At 36.5% G+C, this 20,565-nt stretch carries 18 protein-coding genes; 1 reads left to right on the forward strand and 17 read right to left on the reverse strand.

Annotation, left to right across the window (positions count from 1 at the left end):
* Nucleotides 1–12 precede the first annotated feature (12 nt).
* From fliD to PODO_RS27735, 10 genes are all read right to left on the reverse strand, one after another.
* Nucleotides 13–1,497, reverse strand: coding sequence for a flagellar filament capping protein FliD (fliD, locus tag PODO_RS27690; RefSeq protein ID WP_038573589.1), 1,485 nt, complete (start codon nucleotides 1,495–1,497; stop codon nucleotides 13–15).
* 14 nt (nucleotides 1,498–1,511) lie between these two features.
* A complete protein-coding gene (locus PODO_RS27695; protein WP_038573590.1) occupies nucleotides 1,512–1,901 on the reverse strand; it encodes a flagellar protein FlaG in 390 nt (129 codons plus the stop codon).
* Between the two features lie 217 nt (nucleotides 1,902–2,118).
* On the reverse strand, nucleotides 2,119–3,249 hold the full coding sequence (locus tag PODO_RS27700; protein ID WP_038573594.1) for a DegT/DnrJ/EryC1/StrS family aminotransferase: 1,131 nt from the start codon (nucleotides 3,247–3,249) through the stop codon (nucleotides 2,119–2,121).
* 18 nt (nucleotides 3,250–3,267) lie between these two features.
* A complete protein-coding gene (locus PODO_RS27705) occupies nucleotides 3,268–3,843 on the reverse strand; it encodes an N-acetyltransferase (protein ID WP_038573596.1) in 576 nt (191 codons plus the stop codon).
* Nucleotides 3,840–4,922 (reverse strand): Gfo/Idh/MocA family protein, encoded by a 1,083-nt coding sequence (locus PODO_RS27710; protein WP_038573598.1) that lies wholly within the window; start codon nucleotides 4,920–4,922, stop codon nucleotides 3,840–3,842. Before PODO_RS27710 ends, PODO_RS27705 begins: the two co-directional genes overlap by 4 nt.
* Nucleotides 4,923–4,933: 11 nt before the next feature.
* Entirely contained in the window at nucleotides 4,934–6,241 is a 1,308-nt protein-coding gene (locus tag PODO_RS27715; protein WP_038573600.1) for a nucleotide sugar dehydrogenase, read from the reverse strand.
* Complete coding sequence (gene wecB / locus PODO_RS27720) at nucleotides 6,241–7,341, reverse strand: non-hydrolyzing UDP-N-acetylglucosamine 2-epimerase (RefSeq protein WP_038573602.1); 1,101 nt, start codon at nucleotides 7,339–7,341, stop codon at nucleotides 6,241–6,243. The genes PODO_RS27715 and wecB overlap by 1 nt, the downstream gene beginning before the upstream one ends.
* 147 nt (nucleotides 7,342–7,488) lie before the next feature.
* Complete coding sequence (locus PODO_RS27725) at nucleotides 7,489–9,246, reverse strand: glycosyltransferase family protein (protein WP_143758634.1); 1,758 nt, start codon at nucleotides 9,244–9,246, stop codon at nucleotides 7,489–7,491.
* Between the two features lie 12 nt (nucleotides 9,247–9,258).
* The gene (locus tag PODO_RS27730; protein ID WP_038573604.1) at nucleotides 9,259–11,130 is read right to left on the reverse strand and encodes a glycosyltransferase; all 1,872 of its coding nucleotides are present in this window, start codon (nucleotides 11,128–11,130) and stop codon (nucleotides 9,259–9,261) included.
* Between the two features lie 122 nt (nucleotides 11,131–11,252).
* Nucleotides 11,253–12,074 carry a flagellin N-terminal helical domain-containing protein gene (locus tag PODO_RS27735; protein WP_038573606.1) on the reverse strand — a complete coding sequence of 274 codons (822 nt, stop codon included), beginning with the start codon at nucleotides 12,072–12,074 and terminating at the stop codon, nucleotides 11,253–11,255.
* A 592-nt stretch (nucleotides 12,075–12,666) separates the two neighbouring features.
* On the opposite strand from PODO_RS27735, the gene PODO_RS27740 reads away from it, so the two are divergent.
* Nucleotides 12,667–14,490 carry a hypothetical protein gene (locus PODO_RS27740; protein ID WP_038573608.1) on the forward strand — a complete coding sequence of 608 codons (1,824 nt, stop codon included), beginning with the start codon at nucleotides 12,667–12,669 and terminating at the stop codon, nucleotides 14,488–14,490.
* Nucleotides 14,491–14,581: 91 nt separating this feature from the next.
* Here PODO_RS27740 and PODO_RS30810 read toward each other — a convergent pair.
* From PODO_RS30810 to PODO_RS27780, 7 genes are all read right to left on the reverse strand, one after another.
* Nucleotides 14,582–15,933, reverse strand: a protein-coding gene (locus tag PODO_RS30810) for an IS3 family transposase (protein WP_141118633.1) whose coding sequence is annotated in 2 segments (ribosomal slippage) — nucleotides 14,582–15,546 and nucleotides 15,546–15,933 — 1,353 coding nt in all. Because the reading frame shifts where the segments join, the coding sequence is not laid out codon by codon here.
* Between the two features lie 161 nt (nucleotides 15,934–16,094).
* Nucleotides 16,095–16,337, reverse strand: a complete 243-nt coding sequence (gene csrA / locus PODO_RS27755) for a carbon storage regulator CsrA (RefSeq protein ID WP_038574930.1) — start codon at nucleotides 16,335–16,337, stop codon at nucleotides 16,095–16,097.
* 1 nt (nucleotide 16,338) lies between these two features.
* Nucleotides 16,339–16,785, reverse strand: coding sequence for a flagellar assembly protein FliW (gene fliW, locus PODO_RS27760; RefSeq protein WP_038573610.1), 447 nt, complete (start codon nucleotides 16,783–16,785; stop codon nucleotides 16,339–16,341).
* A 116-nt stretch (nucleotides 16,786–16,901) separates the two neighbouring features.
* The gene (locus PODO_RS27765; RefSeq protein WP_052097364.1) at nucleotides 16,902–17,468 is read right to left on the reverse strand and encodes a DUF6470 family protein; all 567 of its coding nucleotides are present in this window, start codon (nucleotides 17,466–17,468) and stop codon (nucleotides 16,902–16,904) included.
* 14 nt (nucleotides 17,469–17,482) lie between these two features.
* On the reverse strand, nucleotides 17,483–18,400 hold the full coding sequence (gene flgL, locus PODO_RS27770; RefSeq protein WP_038573613.1) for a flagellar hook-associated protein FlgL: 918 nt from the start codon (nucleotides 18,398–18,400) through the stop codon (nucleotides 17,483–17,485).
* 15 nt (nucleotides 18,401–18,415) lie between these two features.
* A complete protein-coding gene (gene flgK, locus PODO_RS27775) occupies nucleotides 18,416–19,999 on the reverse strand; it encodes a flagellar hook-associated protein FlgK (protein ID WP_038573615.1) in 1,584 nt (527 codons plus the stop codon).
* A 54-nt stretch (nucleotides 20,000–20,053) separates the two neighbouring features.
* On the reverse strand, nucleotides 20,054–20,554 hold the full coding sequence (locus PODO_RS27780) for a flagellar protein FlgN (RefSeq protein ID WP_036678457.1): 501 nt from the start codon (nucleotides 20,552–20,554) through the stop codon (nucleotides 20,054–20,056).
* Nucleotides 20,555–20,565 lie beyond the last annotated feature (11 nt).

The following is a 20,565-nucleotide window of genomic DNA, read 5'->3' on the forward strand; positions in this document are numbered from 1 at the left end:
CCTTTTCTCTTACTAGCTAGACATAAAACTTGATAAGCTACTTGATTGGGAATTGTACTTACTCATTGCAGTTTCCATAGCAGTAAACTGCTTATAATATCTGGTTTCCATATCAGTCAATCTGTCAGCCCACGCATCAATTCGGGAATTATAATCCTTCAGAAGTCTTCCCATAACACTCTCAGTTTTGTATGTGCTATTTATATCCGCAGAGAATTTAGATGTGCCCGCCTTCAATACAATTTTATCCAAAGCTTTATCGGCTAAGGTTGAAAGACTTGTAAATATGCCCGACCCTCCCGAAGGAGTCTGAAACAAGGATGTAACTTTTTCCGGATTATCAGTCAATGCTTGTTTTAATTTTTCTTCATTTATATATAATTTACCGTTCTCAAAGTATTGTCCTGTAGTAATCCCAAATGAACTAAGATCTCCAAGCTTAGAAGTTATTACGGACCGAAAGTCAGAAACTGTAGACTTGAGTATTGCATCATTCTTAAGCAATCCGCTTTTCGCCTTTTCCTCCCATGTTGTGATTTCACTCTCTTTCATCGCTTCCTTTTGCTCTGATGTCAATGGCGCGAAATCACGATACTTGTTCTCATCTGTTTTTTTAGTGAATAAGCTAATAAGTTCATTATATGCTTCCACGAAAGATTTAATGGTTTCAATAGCTTTAGTAGGATCTGTCTGTGTAGCAATTGTTGTAGTACCTGCTGTTCCAGACAAGCCTTGCAAAGTTAATTGAATGCCATTAACCGTGAAATTGTTGGAAGATGGAGTATATTTAACAGGAGTTTCCGTACTTCCTTGCTTACCACTGGAAATATAAACTTCAGCGTTCTCCGCATTTTTCACGGCACCAACATTCATTAGGCTTAAAAAAGAACCGCTCAACTTATTCTTCTCTAATACGTTGTCAGCCCCATATTCTTTTGCCGAAATAGTAAATCGTCCACTCACCTCATCAAAACTTGCCGTCACACCTGCTGAACTACTATTAATTTTACTAATCGCTGAGGATATGGTGTCTTCATCAGTAAAAGTAAGAGTGACCCCTCCATCAACTTTAAATTCTAATGGAGTAGTCGCACCTAGCATATCGCTCAATTTTGTTCTAATCGTTGCTTTTTCGGATGAACTGGTAGTAAGCTGTGTTGTTGACTCTAAAGAAGATTTTGTAGCCAGTTTCGTTACCTGAACACTCATTTCTACTCCATTAGCATCAGCATTTGCCTCTGCCTTTACCGCAAGAGTATTTCCACTCACTACTGCCTTTTGTGCATTCATTTGAGATTGTTTGTTCCAACTACTTAACTTATTGGCTTTGAAATCTACAAGTTTACTGTTAAGCTCACGATAACTGTCCCTCTGCCACTCTAATAGAGTTTTCTGTTGATTAAGCTTATCTAGGGGCTGCCTTTTTGCCGACATCATTTGTTTAACAATGCTATCAATGTCCATTCCTGATGAAAAACCATTAACCCTAAGAACCATTTGTTCACTCCTCCCTATACACGTTGATCGATTAGAATTCCTGCAATTTCCATCATTTTCGCTACTAGATCTAATGTTTTTTCAGGCGGTATTTCACGAATCAATTCACCAGTGTCTTCGTTTAGTACCTTAACCATAATGTCATGTGTCTTCTCGTGTACACTGATTTCTAAAATAGTTTTCGGTCCTTGTAAAGTCTTCACTGCGCGCTCAATATTCCTGATCAACTGCTCCTCTGCAACTGAGACTGAAATGCCTTCACGCTCTTTGCTACTTAAATCCTTGATATCTTTAACTGAAGTCAATTCGTTCACTGACCCGACTTTTCCATTACCAGGTATTGACTCAGACCTGCTCTGTCCACCAGTTGATGGATTAGCAGATACGGAGAACTGTACATTCATGAGCCCGACCTCCAACGACACTTAGTTTATAATATATATATCGGTTGCAGGAAGGGATAATTTAGAAATAGTACAGATAAATACTATAAAAATCATTTCAAATAAAGCGAAGGACTCCACTCAACCGTCATACAGAAATCAATCGTCAAATGTCCCACATCTTAGTACAGAGGGGACTGAAGTTCTTATTTTTTAAAATGTTTTTGAACCCTTCAAATTACGGAGCTATGCAAGTTTTAATTACCACACACACATTATGAACATCTTCCTCTGTCAGGTATGGGTGCATGGGTAATGACAACACGACATCACATAGTTCATTAGTTACAGTATAGTTCTCATCGTCTACTTCTAAATATGAAAATGCTCTCTGTTTATGCATTGGTTTGACGTAGTAGATCATACTAGGGATATCATTTTCTCTTAACCTTGCTTGCAATTCATCCCTTTGCTTTTTACTTTTCAACTTTATAGTATATTGAGCAAAACTGGAATAAAAACCTTCTGGAACAATAGGGGTTTCTACAATACCACTCAGTTCATTATTGTATTGCTGAGAAAATTTATTAACATCTTCAAGTTCGTGTTCAATAAAAGCTTTTAATTTTATAATTAGTACCGCAGCTTGAATCGTATCCAGTCTAGAATTGACACCTACCCTAACATTATCATATTTATTTTCTCCCTTACCATGAACCTTTAAAGATCTTATTTTTCCAGCTAAACCACTATCATTTGTAAAAATCGCTCCTCCATCCCCGTAACATCCCAAAGGTTTTGATGGAAAAAATGAAGTAGTTGCTGCATTACCGAAACTACAATTTTTTCTTCCATTAATATTACCTCCAAACCCCTGAGCACCATCCTCTAGCACTAACAGATTATACCTATCTGCAATTTCCTCGATCTTACAATAGTTAGCAGGAAGACCAAATAAGTCTACTGAAATAATAACTTTTGGTATTAAATTTCCTTCTTGTATAGTTCTTTGAATAGTTTCTTCTAATTTTAAAGGATCAATATTAAAAGTATCTCTCTCTACGTCTATAAATACAGGAGTTGCACCTCTAAAGGAAACAACCTCTCCAGTTGAGAAAAATGTAAAGTCAGGAACGAATACAGCATCCCCTTCTTTTATTCCATATGCCATCAACACCAATGTCATAGCTTCAGTGCCGTTAGCACAGGAAATACAATGTTCCACGCCTACATACTCAGCCAGTTGCTCTTCAAGTTTACTTATTACTTTACCATCAATGAAATCCCCATTAAGTAATACTTCTTGAACAGCCGAATCTATCTCTTGCTTATATTTTTGATATTGGGCTTGCAGATCCCTAAATTGCATACATCCACCTCTTCAAAATTACCCTTTTTCTATTCGATTTTCTTGAAGCAAACCAGAAATAACAATATATTTTTCTCCACAATATATACAGTTCGTTCTATCCTTAAGTGACTTGCCACATTTACAGACCCAACCAATCTGTTTTGCAGGTACACCTGCCCACAAAGAAAAATCAGGGACATCTTCAGTTACAACAGCACCTGAAGCTATCATCGCCCATTTACCGATAGTATTCCCACAAACAATAGTTGCATTAGCTCCAATAGTGGCACCATATCTCACTATTGTCTTTTCATATCCTTTTCTTCCTTTAGGATACTTACTTCTTGGCGTTAAATCATTCGTAAATACCATAGAAGGTCCACAAAAAACGTAATCCTCCAATTCTACTCCTTCAAAAACTGATACGTTATTTTGGATTTTGACCCCATTACCAATTTTCACATTATTTGATATATTGACATTTTGTCCAAGAGAGCAATTAGATCCAATTTGAACCCCACTTTGAATATGACTAAAATGCCACACCTTCGTTCCATCACCAATGCTTACATCATCATCAACATAACTACTTTCATGCACAAAGTGACTCATTTATTAAACCTACCTTTAAACTCCATAGTGCTCCCCTTTTCTAGGGGTAACTGTATACTTTTACCTTCATATGCTGATTTGTATATAGCAAGTACAAGTTCTAAAGCTCTTCTACCATCTTCAGCCGTAACATACGGCTGCCTATCATTTTCAACTGCTTCGATTACATCTGCATATAGTGGTCTATGGCCAAAACCATATACATTTGGTGGATCTTCATTATACATTTCTTTAACTTCATCCGGATTATCTCTATTATCCGCAAAACGCCATTCTTCAATAAGATTCACAGATTTCCCACCTGCTTTTACTGTCCCCTTTTCTCCGAAAATGTACAAGGTCTCTTCAAGATTTGTCTGAAAAACATTAACAGTTCCTTCGATAACTCCATAACTACCATTTCTAAATTTTATAATTGCCATACCAAGATCCTCAGCATCTATGTAGTCATGATTTAAATTATCTGTCATTCCTACAACTTCAACAATTTCGTCTTTCATCATCCATCTCAATAAATCAATATTATGAATACATTGGTTCATTAGGGCACCACCGTCTTGCTCCCATGTCCCCCTCCAAGGAGAATGTTTATAGTAATTCTCTTCCCTATTCCAACGAACATGAGCAGTTGCATGAAACAACTTTCCGAATCTTCCTTGCTCGACAGCTTCTCTGATTTTTTGAATAGACTTATTAAAACGATTTTGATGACATGCGCTTACCTTAAGGTTTTTTTCTGCTGCTAATTGAATAATTTTATCAGCTTCTACTAATGATAATGCAATGGGTTTCTCAATAATAAGATTACACCCCGCATTAAGAGCATCTATTGCAATTTGTCCATGGCTGCCACTTTCAGTACAAATAGCTACTAATTCGGGCCTCTCTTTTTCTAACATCTCTTTATAATCAGTATATTTCCGAGCAACATTTTTTAGATTGAATACAGTAATCACTTCGTCCATTTTTTCGGTCGCTACATCACATAGAGCAATTATCTGCAAATCATTTTCAATCGCTGCGGCTATATGATTTGGTGATATTCTCCCACACCCAATTAGTGCATATCTAAGGCTCAAGTTATTGCCTCCTATAACAATTCTATATTCCATCTACTTTGAATATCTTTCATAGCATTCTTAGTATCAAAAATCACTTTAGCGTACTCCTGTATGAGACTGTAGTCTACTGTTGTATGTGCTGTTGCAACAACTACCAGATCAACATTTTCAATGAGTTCAGCTGTCAATTCAGTTTCGCCTTTTTTTATTTTCCCATGCTCCTGATACTCAGACACATAAGGATCATAGAAAATAACCTCAGCATTCTGCCTTTCAAACTCATTAATCACTCTAATCGCTGGACTTTCCCTGTAGTCATTAATATCTTGCTTATAAGTTACTCCTAAAACTAATATTTTCGATCCATTCAAAGCCTTTTTATATCTATTCAATATTTTACTTGATCTCTCAACACAGTATTCTGGCATTCGGTCATTCACCATCATTGAAGATTCAATCATTGAAGTATGAAATCCATATTCACGTGCTTTCCATGACAAGTAATAAGGGTCAAGCGGTATACAATGGCCACCTAATCCCGGTCCAGGATAGAATGCTTGAAAACCATATGGTTTTGATTTCGCAGCTTCAATAACTTCCCAAAAGTTAATACCCATTTTGTTACTTAGAATTGCAAGTTCATTGACCAAGCCAATATTAACATTTCGGTACGTGTTCTCAAGAATCTTTTCCATTTCTGCAATTGCCGGAGAAGATACTCTGTGAATAGGTGCCTCCAAAACACTTTCGTATAAAATCGCTGCGATTTCTGTGCAATTTGGTGTAACACCACCCACTACCTTTGGTGTATTTTTAGTCTTGTAAATAAGGTTACCCGGATCAACTCGTTCAGGTGAAAATGCTAGATAAAACTCAACACCGCACTTTAATCCTGAGGTTTCAAAAATAGGTTTTAGTAGTTCTTCAGTTGTACCTGGATATGTTGTTGATTCCAACACTATCAGCATATCTTTATGCATATAAGGAACAATACTCTCTGCAGAAGCCTTGACATAACTTATATCTGGCTGCTGATGTTCATCTAGAGGTGTTGGTACACAAATACATACACAATCAGCTTTAGCAACCTGTGCAAAATCAGTAGTGGCCGAGAGCATGCCTGAACGCACGATAGCTTGTAGATCTTCGTTAACGACATCTCCAATATAGTTCACTCCTGTATTAACCAAATCAACCTTAGAATTTTGAATATCAAATCCTATAGTTTTATATCCAGCTTTTGCTTTTTCAACAGCAAGAGGCAGACCTACATATCCCAAACCAATAACACCCAGTGTTGCTGTTTTATTCATTAATTTTTGTTTTAAAAGATCCATTATGTTATCCTTCCATTTACTATAGCTTGGTATATACGGTCAGCAGCATATCCATCACCAAATAACATAGTTTGTGTATAATTCATACAATCAAGCTTTCTACTTGCTGCGGTTAAAATACTTTCACTATCAATTGAACTTAAAACATTCCAATCATTCTCTAAGGTTTCTACCCATTCTGTCTGGTTCCTAAGTGTTACACAGGGAGTCTTCAAAAAATATGCCTCTTTCTGCAGACCACCAGAGTCTGTCAACACCATATAGGCATGGGCTGTCAAATATAACATCAATAAATAACCCACTGGTTCGATAATTATTACATTGTGAGTTGTAATTTTTTGCATTTCTATCATTTTACGAGTTCTTGGGTGAAGTGGCATAATTACAGGCTTATCCATCTCTCTTAAGGCTGCAAAGATATAGGCTAATTTTTCACAATCATCAGTATTTTCAGCACGATGAATGGTTGCTAAATAGTATTCATTTTCCTGTAACTTAGGAATCATTCCATTTTCTCCATGTATCTCAGATAGCCAAATTCCATTAGAATATTGGTTTATAGACATATCTATATTCCTAAGTACTGCATCATACATAATATCTCCAGTATTAAACACATCTGAAATTATACCTTCTTGCTTTAGGTTCTCGACTGCGTTTGCGGTTGGACATAATAATAGTTTTGAAATATGGTCAGTTAATATTCTATTTTGTTCTTCAGGCATAGCCTTATTATAACTACGTAATCCTGCTTCGACATGAAATACTGGAATATGCAATTTACTCGAGGCTAACGCACCTGCCAATGTGGAATTTGTATCGCCATATACAAGTGTTCCATCAGGTTTTTCTATTTTAATTATCTCTTCGATTTTTTCGAGCATTCGTCCTGTTTGTAAACCATGGCTCCCAGAACCCACACCCAAATAATAATTAGGTATTGGAATACCGAGTTCATCAAAAAAAACATTAGACATATTCGCATCATAGTGTTGTCCTGTATGAACTAATATTTCCTCATTCTCTTCTCTAAATAATGCTGAGAATGGCGCTGCCTTAATAAACTGGGGTCGTGCACCAATTATAGTTAATATTTTCATATTGCCATTCTCCTTTCAATTATCAATTCAATATCTATATAATTCGTTAATCTATTATCTAATAGTAAATCCGAAAATTTTCTTCGCTATAATGTTTAATATAGGCTTGTTTCCAAGCCTCGTATCCCTCTAGAATGTACACTAGATTTAATTATTTTCTTTAATAACCTCAGTAAATACATCACTTAACTTTTGGGTTAACTGTCTTCTCTCAAATCCTCTTATATCCTCATTAATAACTAGATCCGAAAATTCTTTAGTCTCCCATTCTTTGTACAAGCTTAAAATATATTCTTGCATACCCTGAACATCTTCAAACTCATAATTCGCCCCTCTACTAGTCTTATTAATTAATGCTTCTACAAGACTTTCAGAAGGAGAAAGTGCTAGTATTCGTTTTCCTAATCTTAGGTATTCAAATACTTTCCCTGTATATACAGATTTATTTTTTTCCCCAGGTCCAACTATCAGTAACAAAAGATCAGCATTAGACGCATACAATAAGCTTTCTTGATGATTTAGATAGCCCAAAAAATCCACAAGATCGTCTATTCCTAATTGTTCTGCTATATCTCTCCAATGATCATCATTTTCCGTTAATGTAAAAAGAATCTCTATTTTCTCTCTAGGAATTAGATCATAGAGCACTAAATTATGGACAGCCTTCATGAAGGTTTCCGGGGTTCTTATCATATATATAATTCCGTTATGCATAATCCGGAATTTCTTATCCCCGCCCTGTTCATTACTAGTTAGTAACTCAGAGAAATCTTGTTCATCATATCCATTAGTTATTGTCTCAATTTTATTAGTTTCAAGATCAAAACTTCTAATATAATTTTGCATTGCCAACGGGGTAGTGGTTAAAATTTTATCACAGCTCTCCAAAATATTAATTTCCATGCTTTCTATCATTTTAAATAAAATGCTTTTTCTATCAAAATCTGCATATGGGTTATTAGTCCATTCATCTCTAAAATCACAAATCCATTTTTTTTCATATTTTTTCTTCAAAAAATATCCTATCAGATGATCTGAATATGGACCTGAAGTAGAATAAATAAGATCAATTTCATCAAAATTAAGAAGATCATTTATTTTGTCCAGCACTTCTTTAGCAAAAACAATTGCATGATCCGGCAGAAAAGCAAAATCATTCAATTTATCTGGATTACTTTCTAATAATTCAATATATTCCTTCAGTATTACATCATTTCCCACAACAGTCTGGTACATTTCTATTAGCTTATTAACATAATAAATATCTAAGTCTTTGTTCTCTCTAATTCTAATAACTTCAACCTCTTGCGGGATCTCTTTTTCTAATGTACTATCCGTAAATGGAAAGTCACCTTCATCCACTGTGAGAACAACTGGTTCCCATCCAAAATCCCTTAGATATTTCACAAACTTCAATGTTCTCTGTACTCCGGATCCCCCGAGAGGTGGAAAAATATACGCTATAATAAGCACTTTTTTCCTCTCAATATAATCATTTACTTGAGTTAATTTCTCAAGTTCAGTAATCTTTAATGACACAATTTCTTTTAGATCACCCATTGCTAAAGGGAATAACTTTTTATATTGTCTATAAGCACTAATATTTTCTTTTCTCATCTCGTATAAATAAGCCAGATTATATATCAAATCGCTATCATATGGTTTTTCAGTTAAGCCATCTAAAAAATACTTTTCCGCCTTTTTTAGATCGCCCTCCAGTAAAGCAATAGTCCCTTTTATTGAATATAATTCAAAATCTTTTTCCACAATTTTCTCATATTCTAGTATCATTACTTTAACTTCTTCTAAATAACCGTTCTCAATCAAATTCTGTATATTATCCTTAAAATCTCTTGAATAATTCTCCAAATTATCTAAACTCAAACTTCCCCCAACCCTTCTCATAATGTCTAATTACTAACCAGAAATAGAAAGTTTGAATTTATTTCTCATGGTTTTTTTTGTTTCACTCATTCCGTTTTTGTCATCCAACTTTTCGTATAAATTATAGATTCTTTCATAGGAACTATACTCTGGACATATATCTAGTAATTTAGTATAAAACAACTGAGAGTCTTCTAAATAATTTAAATCAAAACAAATATCTCCAAGTAAACGTACAACATTAACATTATTCGGACTTTTTCTGAATGATTCTATTAGAATATCTATAGCAAGTTCCTTGAAAGAATAACCTGATAACAATTCCCCTAATTTATAGGAATTCTCCACTGATCCTTGTAAAAAATACTCCGATAATAATTGAAAATGATCAAACTCTTTCAGAATAATCAAATGCTCTAACATCCTATAAAGTAAACCTTCAATAGGTGTAGTAATTTTCATAGATACCAGTGCATCCTGATTTATAATTGCATTCAATACTTTTGATTCCTTAATACTCAAATTCAATTCATCTCTTACCAGTAATAAAAGCTTCATATCTTTAAAAATCAGTGCCAATAATAAAACATCTTCAACATTTTGTTTCGGTATTTCATCCATTACCATCCAATTAGCTCTTGCTTCTTCATACATCTTATTATATTGCTTTGCCACCGCAATAATATTATCCTGAAGACTGACATTATAAAGGTCAACATATTTGTATAGTAGTGGATGTCGTAATTTATAAAGCACCTCAAGTATTAGCTTTAAATCTTCCTCATCACTTATCGTATATATTTGCTTGAAATTTTCATAAACCTCATCATGAGGAATGTTTGCTTTTGATACAATTTGAAAGTACTTTTCTAACCCAACACCTAATGTTCTCTTTTCTTTTAAAACCTGCGTAATTTGATCGTAGCCTTCTAATAATTGATATGCTCCCTCATGAATTTCAGCCAACTTATACCGAGCCCAATAGCCTCCATTTCCTTCTGTAACAGTTATACCTTGATCTCCAAGTTCTATACATTTTTCGAACGCCTTCATTGCATCTTTTGTATATCCAGCTTCCATAAACAAGCATCCTTGCATATATTTCATATCAGTTTCATTTGGATAAATAGGAATAGCATCTTTTAGAATCATCAAACCCTCTTCATATCTGTGTAAATCTTTTAAACACGAACAAAGGGAAACTATTATCTCTGGTATAATTATCATTTCTTTGCTTAATGAGTATGCCTTTTGCAAATAAGGTATTGCTTTTTCATGTTCTCCTAACCACATATAGGTTTTACCCATATTAAAGAAATTATATCCTGTTGGACTCTCCTTAACTTCCTGTAGCATTAGAGATAAATTACGTCTTTGCTTATCCTTATCTTGTATAACTTCATTCGTGTAACCCGAGTGGTGAATAATTAATTCTCCCGCTGAACCTTTATAATCCCCTTGATTATCCATAACATTTAGATGTTCATGTAAACGATTATGATAGATAAGTTTTTTATGATTGGCAAACAACCGTATAGCCGTATGTTTGAGTATAGTCCCGTACGACATATCATTAATAATCTTTACATAGTAATAATCAAAGTTACTAGAGATATCCTTTTGGAGATCTGCTGCAGGATCCAAGTATTCATCAGCATCTAATATAAGAACATACTGAGAAGTTGCATATTTTAACGATTCATTCCTTGCTGCTGCAAAATCATTAACCCAAGTGAAATGATATATTTTATTTGTATATTGCTTCGCAATTTCAAGAGTACTATCAGTCGATCCGGTGTCGATTATAATTATCTCATCAACTTTATTACGTACACTTTCTAAACATCTAGACAAATACTTTTCCTCATTTTTAACGATCATGCATAAAGAAACTGTCTTGATCATATGGTTATCCTCTCATAAGTCACTTGTTGTTTTACTATATATATCGGAGTTCCATACCCTACTGATTAGCAATAGTAATACAAAAAAAAGAAGCCCTGAGGCTTCCTTTTTTTGTATTACTATTAACGAAGCAATTGAAGCACAGCTTGTGGTTGTTGGTTCGCTTGTGCCAACATTGCTTGTGCAGCTTGAGCAAGAATGTTGTTCTTCGTTTGATTCATCATTTCTTTAGCCATGTCAACATCACGAATACGGGATTCAGCTGCAGACAAGTTTTCAGAAGTAGTTCCCAAGTTATTAATAGTGTGTTCCAAACGGTTTTGATTAGCGCCCAATTTTGCACGTTCAGCAGAAACTTTTGTAATAGCACTATCAAGAATAGCCAATGCTGAGTTAGCACCTACTTGAGTTCCAATAGCAACGGACTGCAAGCCAAGTCCTGATTTTCCAGCACTCATGTCGCCGATTGACAATTTAATAGCTTGACCTGTATTAGCTCCAATTTGGAATACAGCATTGCTTACGCCAGACCCATTAAGCAACTTCTTAGTATTAAATTCAGTGTCAGTCGAGATACGGGTAATTTCAGTAGTCAACTCAGTTACTTCTTTTTGAAGCTCAGCACGGTCTTCATTAGTATTTGTATCATTCGCAGATTGAACAGCCAATTCACGAATACGTTGTAGAATGCTGTGTGTTTCGTTCAATGCACCTTCAGCAGTTTGAATCAAAGAAATACCATCTTGAGCATTTTTAGTAGCCATATCCAAACCACGGATTTGACCACGCATTTTTTCGGAAATAGCCAAACCTGCAGCATCGTCGCCTGCACGGTTGATACGAAGACCCGAAGACAATTTTTCAATAGCTTTGTTAGTGTTCGTGGTGTTAGTACCCAGTTGGCGGTGAGTGTTCATTGCTGCGATATTGTGATTGATAATCATAATAATATTTCCTCCCTGAAAATAAATTAGTTCCACATCCATGTGGTAAACGCTGAACCATTAAGGTCGGCCGCCCTGCCGGACAGCGTCTAATATATATATCGACTAAATGTACTCAAGTGTTTAGTTTTTTTTCGAACTTTTTTTGCATCTTTTAAAACTCCAGTTATATGGAACTAAATCATTTGAAAATCCAAGTTTATTTATGATCTTTTCTTGCAAGTATTCTAATCACTCGAGATTGCATCTTTTTTGCTTCTCGGTGCTTTAAAAATAGAACCATGATCACTTTTCAAAAAAATCCTCATCGAGAGTTGCACATTAATCGTCTTTCATAATCCGGGTATTCTAGCGTATTTACAACACCTCATTACTAAATGATAGAGTTTTTTATAATTTAAATTATTCTCTAAAAACCCTATATATCGGCAATAAATCAGGCATTAATAAGGAAATAATAATTTACTTTTTTTACAATTTATTATTTGCTATTATTTCACCGATATTATATATAAGTACTACAATTATGATTACATAAATTTTAAGTAAAACATATGATGTGTACATTTATACATAGAAAGGATTTTTATATATGGAAACCGGGGATACTGTATCCAGTAACATCAAGTGTTTAATAGAGAATTTTGAATCTGCTATAAATAATGCAAATACAGAAAAAGCTTACTCTTTAGTTGAGTTGTATTTAAATAACTTTGGAGAAACTTCAGAGTATTATTCTATTAAATCCGTATTTTATGATTCAATTGGAGACTATGATAATTCTCTACAATCCCTAAAAAAAGGATTAGTTTTGTTTACTGATATCTCCGATTTACTCTATAATTTAGGGTGCATCTTTTATGTCAAAAAAAAATATAAAGCTGCCTTTATATTTTTTTGTCTTACAGATAGTATTTCTGAAGATAATTCTACGTATTATAACACAACTAATTATTTATCAAACTTGTCTGATATATGTGAACAAACTCAATACTCTAATATGTCAAAAATAGATGCTAAATTATTTTATAGAATTTGGAATGCCGAGAATAAAATAAGTATTGAAAATGTTAATTATAATACAGATGAATTTATCGACAATGTTTACGAACTAGTACTCGTATCTTACAAATGCATTTTTGTCCCTCGGGAAATCAAACAGAGTGTGATGAATTATGTCCTATATTGTTTTAAAAATCAATATGCAGTTGAATTGGAACATAATCTAAAAAAAACAATTTCAATAAAATTGATTGATCTTCTTGTTGAACTGAAGGATAACCTTCGTAGATTATTTAAAATAAATGTCGCAATTTGTGGTATGGGAGAAAAGACCTTTGCAGTTCGTAATATCTTGTCTTTAGATAACACTTGTATTAAGGCCTATATATCGGATAATCCCCAAATGAATTCATATGCAAATACTCCGTTAATTTGCTCAACCGATGTAGTCCAAAATGATTATGACTATTTCATTCTCATCGAATCTGATGATGTGAAAAATCTATTCATTCATGACTTAAATAAACTAATTAACTATGAGTCATATTGGAATCTTATTTTTACTCATTCACATAGTTGGGCAGTTTACCTCAATTCGATAGAACGTATTAGCGTAAGCGATGGTATTGTATTAGGTATTTCCTACACTCTCCGAGCTATTAACACAAAATACTTTACCAGAAAAATGTGTAATATTTCCGCTTCTAGCCAAGATCTATTTTATGATTTGATGCTATTGAAAGAGGTTTTATTAAAAGACAACGGTAAATTACAACATTGTGTAATAGGGTTAGCTAAATACAGTTTTGAATATGATCTTTCCTTAAGCTCCCAAAACTGGCTTTTAGGCTATTATTATTATCGAACGCAGAGTACTCACAATAATAAGGATACTGCGCTTAAAGATCAAATTAACCAAATTAATATGTTAAATGATATTGTCTTCCTAGAAGATCATACCGTGCGTTTCGCATCCAACTTTAGAGCTTTGTGTGATCAGCAGTTATATAATTATAATAATCAGTTGTTTGATAGTAATTTTCCGGATGACAATTCAAGAAAGAATTTGATTGCTGAAATCGAAAAGGACTTTGACAAAAACTACCCATTAACAGTACAAGAAAATCATCGAATATTCGAAGAAATTCTCATACTATTAAAAAAGTATAAAATTAAAGCCACTGTAGTTGTATGTCCTGTAACAGACTTCTACAAAGAACATATAAATGGTACAAAAGTAATCAATGATTTTGAAAATGCCATTAATTATTTTCAAAATAAATATCAGTTTCAATATTTGGATTATTTCGAATCTGATTTTTTTAATGAATCAGATTTTATGGACGCTTCACATTTAAATATAAAAGGAGCCGAAAAATTCACAAGACTATTGGATACAGAAATTTTATGGTGAAACTATAATGTGTCACCTTTATGTAAAAAGAAGCCCCTCAATCAATTATGAACTGTGACCGTATTTGTGGAAAGTTGAAAAAAGAAGACCTTTAAGAAGCAATTAATAGGTGACTCCTGAATTCATCGGGAGTCATCTTTTTTAATGTCCATTGATATCGCTCGGAGTTATAGTAGGCGATATAGTCATCAACCTTTGTTCGTAATTCCAAGAGAGTCATACATGTCTTGTACTCCAAATCATCCTTCAGATGGCCAAAAAAGCTCTCCATGGCGGCGTTATCCCAGCAGTTCCCTTTCCGTGACATGGACTGTGTAAACCCAGCTTCGCGTACGAGAAGGCGGAATCTAGGGTGAGTATAGTGCATTCCTTGATCCGAATGCAAAAGGGCTTCTGGATGAATATTGCCATCCAGTCGTTCAAGTAGTTTCTCCAGTGTTCGTTCTACAATTGGCATAGCCAATGAAGAAGAGAGGTAGTGAGCTAAAATTTGTCTCGTAGCCCCGTCTTTCACCACGGATAAATAAGCACATTGTCCATTACCATAATGCATATAGGTAATATCCGTCAGCAGCACTTTCTCAGGCTCTCCTTGGTCAAACTGGCGCTTGAGTAGGTTGGGACATGTTTGGTGCTCTTGTGTGGCTTTTGCCATCTTGCGATAGGGATTTGCTTGCCGGATCGTAGCAACAAGCTTATATTTTCGCATTAATCTTCGAATCTTTTTATGATTCATGATGATACCATTCTCCCGTTCCAGCCACATCTTCACGACCAATGCTCCAGCTTTACCATTCAAAGCGTCATAGTGTTTCTTGATAAGGAAAGCGTCTCGTTCGTCTGCCTTCTCTCGCAACTGTCTTGCTTCCTCAGCGACTTGCCAACGGTAATATCCGCTTAAGCTCACACAAGCTAGCTTACACAAATAACGCGTCATTCGCTGCAGACCGTGCTTACGTATCGTTTGGTTAATAATTTCGTAGCGCTCGGAGGGGGTCAACGTTTCCTCTGCATCTTCTGCTTTTCGAGCGCCTCCAGCTTTTTTAAGAAGTCGTTCTCCATCTCCAGAAGCTTGATTCGTGCTTCTGCACGTTTTAACTTTTCCTCGGTAGAAAGTTCCCCTGTCGGTCGTCTGCCCGGGGATCCTTTTCCTCGTTGTTCCTCTAGTAGTCCAGCCTCTCCCAGAGCATTATATGTATTACGCCAACGGGTTAGGCAATGCTTAGGCTTCTTGCGACCGATAATATCTAGGTTAAATCCTGCGCTAAGGAAGATCTCCATTGGGGCTTGGCCTTCCTTATAGGCCTTAACCGCAGCCAACTTAAACGTTGGTGAATAGGTAATACTCTTTTCCGTCACGTTCTCTACATTTGGATTGTTCTCTAGTTGTTTGATCTCATTTTCGTTGAATATCCTTGAGCTTCCTCTTGTTTTGTTATTCATGAAGGCTTCCTCCGTTATTTCGATATTTCGATTAAAACACAAAATGACCCGTAAGAGGGTCACTTTTTTCAAAGTTTCCATCTTACGGGTCACAGTTCATTAATTGATTGAGGGGCTTCTTTTTACATAATAATATACTGTTCTAGACCTGTAATATTACCTCATAAATCATTATTGGGACTTCGAAGCCGATCAATTAATGCATTCATATCTGAGTGTAATGGAGCTGCGGATTCATGATTAGATTCCTGAATTGTGAGAAATACCTCTTTACGAAAAATATCCACATGTTTTGGGGCTGAAATACCTATTTTAACCGTATCTCCCTCCACACTTAGCACAGTCAACTCAATTTGATCTTGAATTACAATAGATTCACCTTTTTTACGAGATAATACGAGCACTTCAGCCACAATCCTTTCCATCAGTATCTGAACTCTCATGAAACAAGCTATGTTTGGTATGATAAGGCGATTTGTGTAAAACGATTTGTTTCCCCGCTTGTTTCACCGGGTTTAATACAATGGGTGCCAACAGATTAATTGTTGATTGTGCTGTATTCTCCTTAATTGAAATAATACAGCGAACTACAATCTCCGAATCAATTTCCAATTCTTCTGCTTCATTATCAGGCAGCTCAAATTCATATGATGGATGAAAAACAAATGGATCTCCCAATAGAAAGGACACTCCTTGATCCTTAATTGACTGTAAGTACCAAAAAGGAGCCTCTGACATTGCAATCAACGCAAAGCTCTTTTCGTCCTCAAACCCAGGAATCCCTTTAGAAAAATGATATATCTGCTCTTCATCTACTTCAAGTTTCCCCCAAGACAGCGTTTCTATAATCAAGTTGTTCACTCCTCAAAAGTTATGCTGGAAAAAATAACCTCTTACAAAATCCTAATAAATTATACAAAACACAAAAGCTATAGAAGCGCTTAATGGCACATCTATAGCTTAAGAAGCTACAATTGGACATTCAATTCAGGTGGAATAAACTGAATAGAAGCATATTGCTGCATATAAATATTTAACTTGCCACGAGTATATTCAATTTCGGGATCATGTCTTTCTACTTGAATATTCACTTTTGCGGCTCGAAAATCAATTTGTGGTGCTCTCGTTTCAATATGAATATCTACATTGTCAAATGATGCCGGTCCGCGAATCTCTGGAAAAGAATTTGGTTCGGTATCTGTTCCATATACTTCTGCAATAGTATTTCCAGGCTTGAAAAATTGAGCCATTCGATTACCTTGCTCGACCTTTTTTGCAATACCCTGAAGATACAAATGTTGAATACCTGAGTATATTCTTTTGTTCATATCGAGCATATTGCCACCATTATAGGCTGCCCATGCACGAGATTGATCTATGGTAAGCTCTGGCCTAAAAGATTGGACCGTAAGTTTGCCCGGAGTGGTTGTTATATCGACCTCAGCCTTAGGCTGAGTAATCGAGTATGTGCCTAGATCAGCATCAATACCAATTACTGCAGGAGACTGATGTATTTGCAATATCGGCTGAAGCACAAAAACCACCTCCGTTATCTGATAAAGTCTACGAGAGTTGTGGAAATAATTTTCGCGCCCACAGACAAGGAAGCATTATAAATATTCTCCTGAATCTTTGACTCCATAATCAAACCCTCGTAGTCAGCATCTTCTGTCTTTGCCTGTAAATCAGTCAGGTTTACATTTAAGTCACTCAGACGTTCCTGCATTAGTTCTACACGATTGGTTTTGGCTCCTATCTCAGAACGGGCAGTCAGAATGGATTCCATACGCGTATCAATTACATCAAGTTGGCCCGAAATAGCCGTGAGATCACCAGCCTTTAATCCTGCAGAAAGATTATTAATGATTGCAAACAAATTGTCCGCATCCTCGGTATTCCCGAACACATCATTGCCAGTTGTACTTATTGGCAAACGGACACCTTCACCTACAATGAACTGAATCTGCCCAGTATCCGTAGTAATTGCTTTAGATACATCGTAAGTTCCATCTGCACCCTTAGCAAAATCATATGGTTTGGTGGTGTATTGCTCACCATTAAAGATATATTTACCATTTAGTGTACTGTTAGCGATATCCACAAGCTGCTCTTTTAGTTGCATCACTTCTGCATTGATACTGTCCAGTGCGGATTGCGGATTAGTACCTGTCGAAGCTTGTACAGTCAGTTCACGAATCTTTTGAACGACATCTCCAGCCTGTCCTAGAACTGTATCATTGAAATCAAGCCATGAAAGTGCGCTATCAACATTCTTAGTATATTGTTCATTAGAGGAGAGCTCCGCACGGTAGCGCAGGGAATAGGTAATCCCTACCGGATCATCGGAAGGCTTGTTGATCTTGCGTCCGCTGGAAAGCTGTAATTGTGTATCGTTCATTGTACGTGCATTGCGGTTTAAGTTAAGCAGAAGCTGTGAATTCATCATGTTAGAGGTTACTCTCAACATACGCTATATCTCCTTTTATCTGCCGACTGTGCCGGTGGAATTAATCAATTTGTCGAGCAGTTCATCAAAAGTAGTCATAAAACGTGCTGCCGCACTATAAGCATGCTGGAACACTAGCATATTCGACATTTCTTCATCCAGTGAAACGCCACTGACTGATTGACGCCGGGAGTTAACCTGCTCTACCAGATAATCTGAGTTATCCGTCTGACGTGCAGCCTCTTGGGATTGAATACCAAGTTGGCCAACCATAGAGCCAAAAAGTCCGCCAACAGTGTTGCTCACACTACCATCCGGTGTAGTAAATTTACTATCCTTCAGGCTAGTCAATAAGAGTGCCAACGTATTATTTCCTTTAACGACTTGCGTATTTCCATTCGCATCAACAGTTGTACGTAACGAAGTTGCGAATAAATTCACATCCGCAGCAATTTCCGGATTTAGCTTAATCGTTCCAGCCTCGCCTGATGTTACAAAGAAATCGCGTCCGGCGCTTCCATCCATCGCGTAACCTAACTTGTGAAGTCCGTTAAACCCTTTGACAATGGTCTTGACGTCCTCATACATTGTTGCGCCCTTAGGCATGGCCTGACCAGCGGTCAAAGTAACTACGGTACCGTCAGCTTGTGTAATCTTGGCATCACTAGTCAACACTGTGCCCTCAGGAAGATTGGAGCCAGCTGGCACTGTAATTTCAACGTCACCTGTAGCAATAGTGCTCGCCAAATCATTGAGCTGTTTCTTGTAATCGGCAACATAGGTATTATTGGAAAAAATCATTCCGTAAGCCTCGCCGCCCTTCAAGGTTCCGGAGGCATAAGCATTATTAAGAAACGCGCCATCTACGGTTGCAGTTACTTCTCCACCCTCTACGAGAGGTTGTCCCCCTAAAGAAATGTTATAACCTGCTTCCGTCTCTACAACAGTAATATTAGCAATTTTGGAGAGCTTGTCCGCCATCAGGTCGCGTTGATCACGTAGATCGTTCGCATGATCCCCCATACCCTCAATCTTATAGATGGATTTATTTAGATCTGCGATCGCGGTCAGGTAACCCTGAGCTTCTTTTGCTTTAACATCTATATTAGTGGTTAGATCCCGCTCCAGATTATTCAGTTGCGTGCTCATATAGTTCATAGCATCCGTCAAAGATTGTGCAGTTTGCACTACAATCTTACGGGCTGTTGGATCTTCAGGGTTCTTACTTAGATCCGACCAAGATTTCCAGAAGTTATCCAGAACTGTACGAATGCCTGTATCCGATGGCTCATTAACGATAGCTTCCAGCTTAGAGAGCGTATCTGCTTGAAGACTCCAGTTGCCGAAAGCAGCGTTCTCACCACGGTACTGATCATCCAGAAACATTTCTCGAATCCGATCGATAGATGAGAATTCCACCCCTGTACCCATTTGACCTGGAACGGTAGATTTTAACAATCCGTACGCTTCAATAGGTAAAGAGGCTTGCATATTAACACGTTGACGAGTATAACCTTCGGTATTCGCATTAGCGATATTGTGTCCAGTTGTATTAAGAGCTGCGGTCTGAGTAAAAAGGCTGCGTCTCGCCGTCTCTATCGAGTGAAATGTGGATGTCATGCTTCTTACTCCTCCTTATGTTCTGCTCCGGCAGAACACTTCATCAGTACAATTCTAACCTCGTGCATCAAAAATCCCCGACCGATTTACGTTGTTGCCTTTGTCGGACGGACGATGATAAGTGATATCCTGATTTGGTCTTCCGACCAACAGATCCAAAGAATAATCTATAAATGTAAGCGACTGCTCTATCAGCTTCTGATTTAGGTCATTGGCTTCTTTCAGGCGATGCAAAGTGCCCGAAAGCTTCTGCTGAATATGCAGCAGTCGTGCCTTGTCTTCAGGGTCAAATATAAGCCTGGACAGCTCCGTTAGGTTCAGGTTCAGGTTAGAACGAATACCCACACCTTGCAAAACGGTATATGCGGCTAATATTCGCTCTTCCTCGAGCTGCCCAATTACCTTCATTAGCTTGGATTCACGGTTAAGGATGTCGATTAACGCATCCACCTTGTTATCCATAATTGTCTGTTTCTTCTCAGCGGCCAGATCCAGCATTTGAACATGCACTCCATCTAGCCGCTCCAATAGTTCTATTAATGTCGTCAATGCCATGGATGTTTTCA

The organism is Paenibacillus odorifer (assembly GCF_000758725.1).
Taxonomy (GTDB): Bacteria; Bacillota; Bacilli; order Paenibacillales; family Paenibacillaceae; genus Paenibacillus_AQ; species Paenibacillus_AQ odorifer.

Excerpts from the sequence above, each read along its gene's own strand:
- PODO_RS27705 (WP_038573596.1), bottom strand. The coding sequence starts at position 3,843 with ATGAGTCACTTTGTGCATGAAAGTAGTTATGTTGATGATGATGTAAGC.
- PODO_RS27715 (WP_038573600.1), bottom strand. The coding sequence starts at position 6,241 with ATGGATCTTTTAAAACAAAAATTAATGAATAAAACAGCAACACTGGGT.
- wecB (WP_038573602.1), bottom strand. The coding sequence starts at position 7,341 with ATGAAAATATTAACTATAATTGGTGCACGACCCCAGTTTATTAAGGCA.
- PODO_RS27700 (WP_038573594.1), bottom strand. The coding sequence starts at position 3,249 with ATGCAATTTAGGGATCTGCAAGCCCAATATCAAAAATATAAGCAAGAG.
- fliD (WP_038573589.1), bottom strand. The coding sequence starts at position 1,497 with ATGGTTCTTAGGGTTAATGGTTTTTCATCAGGAATGGACATTGATAGC.
- PODO_RS27725 (WP_143758634.1), bottom strand. The coding sequence starts at position 9,246 with ATGAGAAGGGTTGGGGGAAGTTTGAGTTTAGATAATTTGGAGAATTAT.
- flgL (WP_038573613.1), bottom strand. The coding sequence starts at position 18,400 with ATGTTGAGAGTAACCTCTAACATGATGAATTCACAGCTTCTGCTTAAC.
- PODO_RS27735 (WP_038573606.1), bottom strand. The coding sequence starts at position 12,074 with ATGATTATCAATCACAATATCGCAGCAATGAACACTCACCGCCAACTG.
- PODO_RS27695 (WP_038573590.1), bottom strand. The coding sequence starts at position 1,901 with ATGAATGTACAGTTCTCCGTATCTGCTAATCCATCAACTGGTGGACAG.
- flgK (WP_038573615.1), bottom strand. The coding sequence starts at position 19,999 with ATGACATCCACATTTCACTCGATAGAGACGGCGAGACGCAGCCTTTTT.
- PODO_RS27780 (WP_036678457.1), bottom strand. The coding sequence starts at position 20,554 with ATGGCATTGACGACATTAATAGAACTATTGGAGCGGCTAGATGGAGTG.
- PODO_RS27730 (WP_038573604.1), bottom strand. The coding sequence starts at position 11,130 with ATGATCAAGACAGTTTCTTTATGCATGATCGTTAAAAATGAGGAAAAG.
- PODO_RS27740 (WP_038573608.1), top strand. The coding sequence starts at position 12,667 with ATGGAAACCGGGGATACTGTATCCAGTAACATCAAGTGTTTAATAGAG.